Genomic DNA, 10742 nt, shown 5'->3' on the forward strand with positions numbered 1-10742 from the left:
GGTGCCGCCCCGCACAGGGGCGACGCCTGAAGCACGCTAACAATTCGCGGATGCCCGCGCAAAGCGAAAGCAAAAGCAATTCGCGGATGCCAGCGCAAAGGCCAAAACCCCAAAACCCTAAAACCCCAAAACCCTAAAACCCAGATTAAACAAAGGAACCACATCATGAACTTCGGCTACAGCCAAAAAGTAGAAACCCTCCGCCACCACATAAGCACCTTCATGAAAGAGCACATCGTGCCCCGCCACGCCCAGTGGCTCGCCGAAACGCATGCGGGCTGCTTCCCCGCCACCTTCATGGAAGAGCTAAAAGCAAAAGCCAGATCAGAAGGCCTGTGGAACCTGTTCCTGCCACACCTGAAGCACGACGAACCCGGCACAGCCCTGACGAACCTCGAATACGCGCCGCTCGCCGAGATCATGGGCCGCATCTCCTGGGCCCCGGAAGTCTTCAACTGCAACGCCCCCGACACCGGCAACATGGAACTGCTCCACATGTTCGCGACACCCGCGCAACGCGAGCAATGGCTCAAGCCACTACTGGAAGGCACGATCCGCTCAGCCTTCGCGATGACAGAACCCGACGTCCCGTCATCAGATGCCACCAACATCACGACATCGATCCGCCGCGACGGCGACGACTACGTGATCAACGGCCGCAAGTGGTTCATCACAAACGCCGCGCATCCGAACTGCAAGATCTTCATCGTGATGGGAAAAACAAACCCGGACGCGGAAACACACCAGCAACAAAGCATGATTCTCGTGCCGGCCGAAACGCCCGGCGTCAAAGTGATCCGCAACATTCCCGTGATGAATCACATCTCACCGGAAGGGCATTGCGAAATGACGTTCACGAACGTCCGCGTCCCCGCAACGAACCTGCTAGGCGAAGAAGGCAGCGGTTTCTCGCTCGCCCAGGCGCGGCTCGGGCCAGGGCGCATCCATCACTGCATGCGCTCGATCGGCGCGGCGGAACTCGCGCTCGAACTGATGATCGAGCGCTCGCAGGAACGCAAGACGTTCGGCAAGTATCTGCATCAGCACGGCACGATCGGCGAATGGATCGCGAAGTCGCGCATCGAAATCGATCAGGCAAGGCTGCTCGTGCTGAAAACCGCGTGGCTCATCGACGAAGTCGGCGCCAAAGCGGCACGCAAGGAAATCTCGATGATCAAGGCGCTCGTTCCGCAACTGCACACCACCGTCTGCGATCGCGCAATGCAGGTGTTCGGCGCGATGGGCCTCAGCCCCGACACGCCGCTCGCCGATCATTGGACCTGGGGCCGCGCGCTGCGTTACGCCGACGGTCCCGATGAAGTCCACCTGCAGGCCATCGCGCGCATGGAACTCGCACAAAGCAAAGCGACGCCGGGAGCCGCCGCCGCGTACCTGACCGTGCCGCCGCGCGACTGAACGCAGATACGGACGCAACGCCTCAGTGCCCTCGCTTATCATGTCTCGCGATAGGAGACCCCGCGATGCGTCCACCCAAACTCGACCTCAACCTCTTCGTCGTATTCGAAGCGATCTACGACAAACGCAACCTGACGCGCGCCGCCGACATGCTGTTCATCACCCAGCCCGCCGTCAGCAATGCGCTCGCGCGCATGCGCAAGGCGTTCAACGATCCCCTCTTCGTCAGCACGCCGTCGGGCATGGTGCCCACTCCCCTGTCCGAGAACATCATCGGCCGCGTACGCGAAGCGCTGCAACTGCTGGAAACGAGCGCAACGGAAGGCGACGTGTTCGTGCCCGCCGCATCGGAGCGCACCTTCCGTCTCAGCATGCCCGACCTGACGGAAGCGATTCTCCTGCCCGCGCTCGGCGAAGTGCTGCAGCAGCAGGCACCCGGCATGCGCATCGAAAGCTATTTCACGCCGCGCAGCGAAGTGGCCGCCGCGCTCGCGACAGGCAAGATCGACTTCGCAATCGACGTGCCTCTCATCGACGATCCGCAACTGCATCAGATGCCGCTTGGCAGCGACCGCTACGCGTGCATGCTGCGCCACGATCATCCGTTCGCGGGCGACACGCTGACCATGGACGACTATCTCGCGCTCGGCCACATTCAGGTATCGAGCCGCCGCCAGGGCAGCGGCCTCGTCGATGCCGAACTGCACAAGCTCGGCAAGCGCCGCCAGTTGCAGATGCGCGTGCAGCACTACATGGTCGCGCCGCTCATCGCGCTGCGCACCGATCTCGCGCTCACTGCGCCCGTGCAACTACTGCAACGCTACGACGCGCGCATTCTGCCGCTGCCGTTCCCGCTCGCGAAACTCGAATGGCATCTGTACTGGCATCGCAGCGGCGAGCAGGACCAGGCGAACCGCTGGGTGCGCGGCGAAGTGATCCGGCTGATGATGGAAATGGCCGAGGCGGGCAGCGTGTAGAGCATTGCCGCACATCAGCGACGGCGGCGGCAACATCTGGTAAGGAAAGGCCTCTTTTCACGGCTGTTCCGCGTTTTGGAAACAGCCTCTTGCGGCGATCATCGCTTGAATCCGCAGGCGCGCGTGCGCCTTGCGGCGCGACCTGAGCGAATCATCGACGTAGAGAAAGACGTGAATACCTTGTTCGCACGAACGGTGCTGTTATCGGTGGCGATGTTGCTTACCGTGCATGTCGGTTATCGGCTGATCGAGTCGATTTCTTTAGCCGCCGACGGCTTTCCTTCCAGCACGCCGCAAGCGGGCGCGTCCTACGCCGCGCGCGAAGACACCTTCCTCGATACAGCCGACGCAGCAGGCATCGGCCCCGCGCTGTCGATCCGTCCGCACATCGTCGATCTCGGCGCGCCCGTCACGCCCAGCCTGCGCGCCGCCGTGTGGAACGCCGCGCCGATGTCCGCCTCATTGACCACCTCATTGTCCAAATCAATGAGCGCGCTCGCACTGGCCGACACCGAATCTCCCGATAGCTGGGACGACGCGCCCCTCTCCTACGCGTACGACCCGCGTTTCGCGCCGCTGATCCTGTCACTACCTGCCGCGTTGATCGCGCTGTGCGCCTACTGGTTCAGCCAGATGCGCCGCAACCTGCGCGAGCTCGCGCAGCTGGCGCGCCACGCGGACGCAGGCGGCACCGCGCTGCGCGTGCCCGATCGCGGCGTGTGCGACGTGCGCGTGCTCGCGCGCGCGTTGAACGACCTGATGGGCCGCCACAGCCGGGCACTGGATGAACAGTCGACGGCGCTCGCCGCCTTCTCCCGGCAGATCGACGCGCGCGTCGCCCGCTTGCGTACGCGTGCGCTGAACGTCGCGCAATGGCACAGGCGCGTGGGGTTCATCGAAGATATCGAACTGTTCTCGAACGTCGCGCGTCAGTTCGTCGACGTCGTGGGGAGCAGCGAAACGCAGGCGGCGCAGGTGTGCGTCGATGCATGGCTGCACGACCGCTTCGTGCACGGCGCCACGCTCGACAATGCGCAGATCGTGCTGCGCCTGAATGCGGGCGCGGACTTCAAGCTGCCGCGCGACGCGCTGGAGCGGCTCGTCGGCAATCTGGTCGGCAATGCGCTCGCGCACGGCGCGCCGCCCGTCGAAATCTGCACGGCGCGCGGCGTGCGCACGTGGATGCTGAGCGTGCGCGATCACGGCAAGGGCATCAGCGCGAGCGACCTGGCCGCGGCGACGCAGCCCTTCGTGCGTCTCGCGTCGAACGAAACGGGCGGCGAAAGCGGCGAGCCGCACATGACGCACGGCGAGCATTGGGGACTCGGGCTTGCGATCGTCGGCCGGCTCGCGCAGCATTGCGGCGCGAAACTCAAGCTCGGCAATCATCCCGAAGGCGGACTGTGGGCGCGCGTTTTCGTGTCCAGGCCCAAGGCCCGCCTGAATTGACGCTCGCGGTTTTCATGGCGGATGCCGCGCGGTCGAAAGCTGAAGAAATAAGGCTCTCTTAAGCAGACGCCCCCTAATCTGTGGCCTTTGTGCCGCGTTGCAGCAACGAAACACGACGCTCGACGCGGCGCGCCCTTCACCCGCTTTCACGCCCGACGCCATGGAAAAACCGAACAACGCCGTCGTCAAAGTCCCCGAGGTCACGCTCGCGTTCTGGATCATCAAGATTGCCGCCACCACGCTCGGCGAAACGGGCGGCGATGCCGCCTCGATGTCGATGAGCCTCGGCTATCTCGTCAGCACGCTGATCTTCGGCGTCATATTTCTGGTCGCCGTGACCGCGCAGATCAAGGCGGACCGCTTCAATCCCGTGTTGTACTGGATCACGATCATCGCGACGACCACAGTCGGCACGACCCTCGCCGATTTTGCCGATCGCTCGCTGGGCATCGGCTACGCGGGCGGCAGCGCGTTGCTGCTGGGCCTGCTGCTCGCTTCGCTGCTGGTCTGGTATCGAACCATGGGGTCGGTCTCCGTGACGACCGTCTCGTCCTCGAAGGCCGAAATGTTCTACTGGCTGACGATCATGTTTTCGCAGACGCTCGGCACCGCGCTCGGCGACTGGACAGCCGACACCGAAGGTCTCGGCTATGCCGGCGCGGCGCTGATCTACGGCGGCCTGCTGCTGGCGCTCGTCATCGCGTACTACGCGACACGGATACCGCGCACCTTGCTGTTCTGGGCCGCGTTCATCCTGACGCGTCCGCTCGGCGCCGTGGTCGGCGATTTCCTCGACAAGCCCATCGCGAACGGCGGTCTCGCGATGAGCCGCTATGGCGCATCAATCGCACTCGTCCTGTTCATTCTGGTTTGCGGAACACTCTTTCGGCAGCGGCCAGCGAAGGTGTCGCACTAGCTTCATGAAACCAAAGCCCACGCAGCCGCGCTAGTTTGCAGCGCTGCGCCCGTGCAGGCAGTCGTCCGGGCGCAGCTTGCTGCCACGCTCCGCGACGGGCACCTTGCAGTTGTCGACGCGCTGGTCGTCGCTTGCCTTGTCGCCCAGACGCTCCTTGAGCGTTTTGGGTTCGCTTGCCGCGGTGTCGACGGGAGCGGCGGCGTCGGCCGCTTGCGCTGTCGCGGCGCCAGCCGCCGTGACCAGCACAACCAGCACAACCAGCACATACGCGATAGCGGGCGTTGACGGCATTGCATGGCCTCCCGTGACTGTTGCCCACCCAATATTAGGTCAACCCGCCGCCGGCAAATTGCTCACTCATTCGAAGCCGGCGCGCGCTGGACCGCGCCGCGTGCCCGGCGGTCCACATACCGCAAACGGCGCCCAAAGCGCCGGAACTGCTTTGATTCTGACCATTGATTGGTTCGCTCGCGCGCTCCGCTTCGCTAGATTGAAGGCTTCGATCACAGCCGGGCGAGAGGGCGATCTATGGCACGGATTCGACGCTTCACCTCCTTCACGCGGTCGCGCGTTCTGCGCGACTTCCTGACGACGACAGCGGCCGCGCTCGCCCTCTGCTACTTCGGAACCCCGCCTTGAAACCCTTGCGCTCATACGCGATAACGATAGCGCTCGATATTATTTGCGCGGCCCCGAGCGGCTCTCTACGATCTCGGCATCTTCAACCGATGACTTCTGAATCATGAAAACAACCAGGACGCTCAAGGCCGCACTTTTCTCCATTCTGCTGACATGCGGGATCGTGAGCGCACAAGCGGCGCTCGCCGCGGACCAGACGGTGCGCGTCGGCATCATGTCCGGCGAAGACGAGGACGTGTGGCGCGCCGTCGCGGCCAACGCGGCGAAGCACGGCATCAAGGTCAAGATCACGACCTTCTCCGACTACACGCAACCCAACGAGGCGCTCGCGCAACACGACCTCGACGCCAACTCGTTCCAGCACAAGCCGTATCTCGATGCGCAGATCGCCGCGCGCCACTATGACATCGTGCCTGTCGGCTTCACCTATGTGCAGCCGATCGGTCTCTATTCGCGCAAGGTGAAGTCGGTCGCGGCGCTGCCGCAAAACGCGACCATCGGCGTGCCGAACGACCCGAGCAACGAAGGCCGCGCGCTGCTGCTGTTGCAGGCCAACGGGCTCATCAAGCTGCGCCCCGACGTCGGCCTGCTGCCCACCGCCCGCGACATCGCGGAGAATCCGAAGCACATCCAGATCAAGGAACTCGACGCGGGCATCGTCGGCCGCGCGATCAGCGACGTGGACGCTGCCGTCGTCAACACCGACTGGGCGATCAAGGCGGGCATCCAGATTCCGCAGGAACGCATTGCGCAGGAGAAGGTGCCGGGCAACCCGTATCGCAACTTCATCGCGGTCAACGCCAAGGATGCGAAGGCGGCCTGGGTGAAGACGCTGGTCGACAGCTACCAGCAGGCCAATGTCGCTTCGTCGATCCTGACCGTCTATCACGGCGCCACGCTGCCCGCATGGGACGGCGCACCGCAGCACTAAGCGGGCGCACGCCATGTCCATGACCAACCGACGTTCGTTCCTGAAACAGTCGCTCGCCGCTGCCGCGGCGGCGGCCGTGCCCGCCGCCTTCGCGCAGGGTTCGCCGCGCACGCTGCGCATCGGCAATCAGAAGGGTTATCTGAATCTGCTGAAGGGACGCGGCACGCTCGAAAAGCGGCTCGCGCCCCTCAACGTATCCGTGAGCTGGACGGAGTTCTCCGCAGGCCCCGTGCAACTGGAAGCACTGAACGTCGGTTCGATCGACTTCGGCGACGTCGGCGAAGCGCCGCCCATTTTCGCCCAGGCGGCGGGTGCGCCGCTCGCGTATGTGGCCGCGACGGTGACGCGGCCACAATCCGAAGCCGTGCTCGTGCCGCCGAATTCGCCCATCCGCACGGTCGCGGACCTGAAGGGAAAGCGGATCGCGCTCAACAAAGGCAGCAACGTCCACTACTTTCTGGTGAAGCTGCTGCGTCAGCACGGCTTGCAGTACGGCGACGTGAACCTCGTGTTCCTCGCCCCCACCGACGCGCGCGCCGCGTTCGAGCGTGCCTCCATCGACGCATGGGTCATCTGGGACCCGTTCTTCGCCGCAGCGGAGAAAACGCTCGGCGCTCGCGTGATTGCCGATGCGAGCGGCGTGGTCGGCAATCGCGCGTACTACTTTTCGTCGCAGACGTATGCCGCGAAAAATGCCGACGTGATCCGCATCGTGATCGAGGAACTCGGCAAGGTCGATGAGTGGGGCGCGCACAACAAGGATCAACTGGCGAGCGAGCTCGCGCAGTTGTGGGGTTTGCCCAAGACCGTCGTTGATGTAGCCGTGGCGCGCCAGCAGTTCGGCACGCAGCCCATCACGCGCGCGATCCTCGCCGAACAGCAGCAGATTGCGGATACGTTCCTCGACCTTGGGCTGATTCCAAAGCATGTGGACGTGCTGAAGGCCGCACCGCCTAACCTCGCGTAGCAAGACCCGTTTCGCGCGTTGCCGTTACAATCCAGCACTTCGATCGTAACAGGCACACTGCGAGGCACACTGCGCGATGAAATTCCTTCCTGCATCGACACTCGCGGCGGCAATCGCCGTCGCGAGCACGGCTGCGATTGCCGCGGACTCCGGCGCGAACGATAACCTCAGTTGCGCGATTGGCTATGTGACGGGCGTCGGCGGCGCGGCTGACAGCATGCGTGAATATCTCGCGACACCTGACCGCGACCGCTATCGCTACATTTCCGAGCACCCGATCCAATGCCAGGTGAACGACGAAGGGCGCGCAACCGGCTGCGTCGGCGTCGAGAATCTTCGCAAGGAAAAGGTGAGCGTGTACGACGATATCGACAGCGCGACGATGTCGGTGGTCGCGCGCATCGAACTCGAACATGGCCAGACGTATCCCGTGATTATCGTCGTGCAGAAGAAGGACGTGCGCTGCGACGATTGAGTTCGCCGCCCCTCCCCTTCGCGTCGAAAACTTTATTCGCGGGCGGCCTGGCTTTGGACCGCATTTTGGATCGTGTTTTCGTTCGCGTTTTCGTTCGAGTTTTCGTTGGTTAGCGCCGCCGTGATCTCCGCCACCATCTGGTCGAGCAACCCCAGCACGGGCATATAGCTCGTATGCACCAGATGCAGTTGCCCGTCGAACGTCGCCGCGCCGATCACCTGTTCGTCGACGACGCCCACCGAAACCGAAGGCCCCCAGACCGCGTCGAGCGTGAGCGGGCCGAAGCGCCTCGGCAGATTCACGACGCCGAGATTCGTGACCACTGCATCGTTCGCGAATGCCTGCGCGAAAACGGCTTTGGCGTCGGCCGTTCCATTCACCGTGTCGAGCAGCGCGTGTGCCGTCAGCACGCGCTCCGCCAGTACCTCCGTCGACTCGATATCGGCGAACGCCTGTGCGGCGTGGCGCGCGCGGCTCCACAGGCTCGCGTCGCGCGGACTGTCGTCGGCGTGAACGACACCGCTTGCGCACATCGCAAGATGATCGCTGCCGTCGAGCAGGCGACGCCTCAAATCGATGGGCGATAGCACGCGCGGTTCCTTCTGCGCGCCTGCCTTCAGAAAGCACATTGCCCGCGTGAACGCCGCGATCAGCGCCGACTGAACCGAGGTACGTTCCGCCCTCGCGCGCTCGCGCAGCGCGCGCGTCATCGTGGAGGTCAGACGCAGCGACTCGACATGCGGCGCCGAACCGTCCGGCCGCCGCATCTCCAGCGGCGCGCGCATGGGCTCATCCAACGGCACCGGCGCGCTCGAAGGGAGTTTCGGCGCGCCATGCTTCAGTTCGATCAAACGCTCGAGCGCCCTCGTCTCGCTGCTGCGCATCAGATTTTCGCCCGCTACCGCACGCAACAGATCGCCGAGCAACGACGTCAGCGACAGCCCGTCACCGACCGAATGATGCGCGACGAGCACGATGACCGAACGTGACTCGCCATGCAGCAGCGTCGCGCGCAGCAGCGGCGGATGCAGTTCATCAAAAGGTTGCGCGATTTGCGCGGCGACTTCGTCCGTCCAGTTTGTCGAACCCACCGCCGCCACTTTCATCGGGACCGAACCATGCGGCACGGGCACGAATGCGGGCGTGCCGTTGATGTCCCGCTCGACGCGCGACCACACGAGCGGCGAATGGTGCGCGACCAGATCGAGCGCATCCTGCCACTGATGAACGCGCGTGGGCCCCGACACCTCGCCGATCATGGCGAAATGATTTGGATGACTCTGATTCAACAGATAAAAGAACTTTTCCATTGCACCCAGCGAACGCGCGGCGCGGATCATGACGGGTTCGGCTAATGAATTCATAAGGTCCTTCCATGTTTCGTTGGCGGTAGTACTTCGAAGAACGCCTGACGAATTCCGCTTATTCCATCAACGCGTCCGAAATTCCGATGCTCTGATGAATAGCAGCTGGCGCTTCGCATTTCAGTGCGCGCTGCGAAGTCGCATCGTCAGATGCGAAGGCGTGACTGGATGCAATGCTCGAACGGTTCAAGCGCAAAAACCTTGGAATAGGCAGGCCGCGGCAGTTGTTATGTAGAGAGGTCCTGGCTCAATCGGGACCATTTTGATCGATCGAGAACATCCCAGTTCTTTTTATTAGCGATCCTATCTACATGCATCACAACGAATGAGGAAGTCGATGATGAAGACCTGTAGACCTTTATTCGCAATCGCACTCGCCAGCGCTCTGGCGGCCGGCCTCGCGGCATGCGGCGGCGGAAACGATTCGCCCGCGCCGTCCGCACCGCCCGCCAGCCCGTTTACGTCGACAGCACTGGTTTCCGACGGCAGCATCGCCGCCGCACATACCGATCCGAACCTGCAAAACGGCTGGGGCGTGGCGTTCAATCCGAAAGGCACCTTCTGGGTGTCGGACAACACGACTCACAAGTCGACGCTGTACGACGGCAATGGCGTCGTGCAATCGCTCGTCGTGACGATTCCCGATGGCAAGAACGGCCCTGCGGGACCGACGGGGATCATCTTCAATTCGACGACGGATTTCACCATTAGCGGCGGCGGCAACAGCAGCAGTGCCGTCTTCATCTGGGCCACCGACGCCGGCACGATCGCCGCCTGGTCGCCGAAAGTGCTGCCGACGCAGGCCGTGACCGCATTCGACGACGGCAGCGCAGGCGCCAATTACAAGGGATTGACGGCGGCCGCCGTGAACGGTCAGAACCTGCTGTACGCGGCGGACTTTCACAACGGCAAGATCGACGTGTTCAATACCGCGTTCACGAAGGTCCAGCTCGACGGACAGTTCAAGGACCCGACGCTGCCGGCAGGCTTTGCGCCGTTCGGCATTCAGGCGATCGGCAACAACATCTTTGTCAGCTACGCGAAGCAGAACGCGACGGCCAGCGCGCAGGTTGTGGGCGCAGGGCTGGGCGTGCTCGACGAGTTCGATCTCAGCGGCCACTTCGTCAGGCAGTTCGCTGGGATGGGCGGCGTGCTGAATGCGCCGTGGGGCCTTGCGCAGGCACCCGCGAACTTTGGTACGTTGAGCAACGATTTGCTGGTGGGGAATTTCGGCGACGGCACGATTGAGGCGTTCGATCCGAACAGTGCGAAGGATCTTGGAAAGCTTATGTTGCATGATGGACAGCCGTTTGCGCAGCAGGGGCTGTGGGGGATCAGCTTCGGGAATGATGTCGATAATCAGCCGAAGAATACGTTGTTCTATGCGGCGGGGCCGAGCAAGACGAGTGGGGTGTTCGGGCGCATTGATGCGGCGGGGAACTGAAGGTTTTTGATTGTGGTTCGCTTGCTTTGCTGTTCGCGTCCGCGAGTTGTTAGCGGGCTTCAGGCGTCCGCCTGTGTGCTGAGTGGCATCCGGTTTTGGTTTTGGTTTCGGTTTTGGTTGTCTGCGACGCTGGGTGGTTTGCCGGTGTTTGCGCTGGCATCCGC

The 10742-nt window shown here is 63.2% G+C and carries 10 protein-coding genes; 8 read left to right on the forward strand and 2 right to left on the reverse strand.

Annotated features, from left to right (window positions below):
• Positions 1–165 precede the first annotated feature (165 nt).
• The 4 genes from KFO72_RS39735 (at position 166) to KFO72_RS39750 (ending at position 4758) form a co-directional block, all read left to right on the forward strand.
• Positions 166–1416 (forward strand): acyl-CoA dehydrogenase family protein, encoded by a 1251-nt coding sequence (locus KFO72_RS39735; protein ID WP_054932483.1) that lies wholly within the window; start codon positions 166–168, stop codon positions 1414–1416.
• A gap of 65 nt (positions 1417–1481) precedes the next feature.
• Positions 1482–2393 carry a LysR family transcriptional regulator gene (locus tag KFO72_RS39740; RefSeq protein ID WP_054932484.1) on the forward strand — a complete coding sequence of 304 codons (912 nt, stop codon included), beginning with the start codon at positions 1482–1484 and terminating at the stop codon, positions 2391–2393.
• Between the two features lie 171 nt (positions 2394–2564).
• Positions 2565–3842, forward strand: a complete 1278-nt coding sequence (locus KFO72_RS39745) for an ATP-binding protein (protein WP_225034362.1) — start codon at positions 2565–2567, stop codon at positions 3840–3842.
• Positions 3843–4002: 160 nt separating this feature from the next.
• Positions 4003–4758 carry a hypothetical protein gene (locus KFO72_RS39750; RefSeq protein ID WP_054932485.1) on the forward strand — a complete coding sequence of 252 codons (756 nt, stop codon included), beginning with the start codon at positions 4003–4005 and terminating at the stop codon, positions 4756–4758.
• Between the two features lie 30 nt (positions 4759–4788).
• On the opposite strand, the gene KFO72_RS39755 is transcribed toward KFO72_RS39750, so the two are convergent.
• The gene (locus tag KFO72_RS39755) at positions 4789–5049 is read right to left on the reverse strand and encodes a hypothetical protein (RefSeq protein WP_225034364.1); all 261 of its coding nucleotides are present in this window, start codon (positions 5047–5049) and stop codon (positions 4789–4791) included.
• Positions 5050–5500: 451 nt separating this feature from the next.
• Between KFO72_RS39755 and KFO72_RS39760 the strand changes: the two genes are divergently transcribed.
• The 3 genes from KFO72_RS39760 to KFO72_RS39770 all read left to right on the forward strand — a co-directional run bounded on the left by KFO72_RS39760 (position 5501) and on the right by KFO72_RS39770 (position 7770).
• On the forward strand, positions 5501–6328 hold the full coding sequence (locus tag KFO72_RS39760) for a MetQ/NlpA family lipoprotein (RefSeq protein ID WP_054932487.1): 828 nt from the start codon (positions 5501–5503) through the stop codon (positions 6326–6328).
• A gap of 13 nt (positions 6329–6341) precedes the next feature.
• The gene (locus tag KFO72_RS39765) at positions 6342–7295 is read left to right on the forward strand and encodes a sulfonate ABC transporter substrate-binding protein (RefSeq protein ID WP_225034365.1); all 954 of its coding nucleotides are present in this window, start codon (positions 6342–6344) and stop codon (positions 7293–7295) included.
• Between the two features lie 76 nt (positions 7296–7371).
• Entirely contained in the window at positions 7372–7770 is a 399-nt protein-coding gene (locus KFO72_RS39770) for a hypothetical protein (RefSeq protein ID WP_060603424.1), read from the forward strand.
• Positions 7771–7802: 32 nt separating this feature from the next.
• Here KFO72_RS39770 and KFO72_RS39775 read toward each other — a convergent pair whose 3' ends face one another.
• Positions 7803–9134, reverse strand: a complete 1332-nt coding sequence (locus KFO72_RS39775) for a condensation protein (RefSeq protein ID WP_225034367.1) — start codon at positions 9132–9134, stop codon at positions 7803–7805.
• A 337-nt stretch (positions 9135–9471) separates the two neighbouring features.
• Here KFO72_RS39775 and KFO72_RS39780 point away from each other — a divergent pair, with 337 nt between their 5' ends.
• Positions 9472–10578, forward strand: coding sequence for a TIGR03118 family protein (locus tag KFO72_RS39780; protein ID WP_060606847.1), 1107 nt, complete (start codon positions 9472–9474; stop codon positions 10576–10578).
• Positions 10579–10742: the final 164 nt, after the last annotated feature.

It is taken from the genome of Paraburkholderia sp. XV (genome assembly GCF_020177535.1).
Taxonomy (GTDB): domain Bacteria; phylum Pseudomonadota; class Gammaproteobacteria; order Burkholderiales; family Burkholderiaceae; genus Paraburkholderia; species Paraburkholderia caribensis.

Excerpts from the sequence above, each read along its gene's own strand:
- KFO72_RS39740 (WP_054932484.1), top strand. The coding sequence starts at position 1,482 with ATGCGTCCACCCAAACTCGACCTCAACCTCTTCGTCGTATTCGAAGCG.
- KFO72_RS39770 (WP_060603424.1), top strand. The coding sequence starts at position 7,372 with ATGAAATTCCTTCCTGCATCGACACTCGCGGCGGCAATCGCCGTCGCG.
- KFO72_RS39765 (WP_225034365.1), top strand. The coding sequence starts at position 6,342 with ATGTCCATGACCAACCGACGTTCGTTCCTGAAACAGTCGCTCGCCGCT.
- KFO72_RS39775 (WP_225034367.1), bottom strand. The coding sequence starts at position 9,134 with ATGAATTCATTAGCCGAACCCGTCATGATCCGCGCCGCGCGTTCGCTG.
- KFO72_RS39750 (WP_054932485.1), top strand. The coding sequence starts at position 4,003 with ATGGAAAAACCGAACAACGCCGTCGTCAAAGTCCCCGAGGTCACGCTC.
- KFO72_RS39735 (WP_054932483.1), top strand. The coding sequence starts at position 166 with ATGAACTTCGGCTACAGCCAAAAAGTAGAAACCCTCCGCCACCACATA.
- KFO72_RS39760 (WP_054932487.1), top strand. The coding sequence starts at position 5,501 with ATGAAAACAACCAGGACGCTCAAGGCCGCACTTTTCTCCATTCTGCTG.
- KFO72_RS39755 (WP_225034364.1), bottom strand. The coding sequence starts at position 5,049 with ATGCCGTCAACGCCCGCTATCGCGTATGTGCTGGTTGTGCTGGTTGTG.
- KFO72_RS39780 (WP_060606847.1), top strand. The coding sequence starts at position 9,472 with ATGATGAAGACCTGTAGACCTTTATTCGCAATCGCACTCGCCAGCGCT.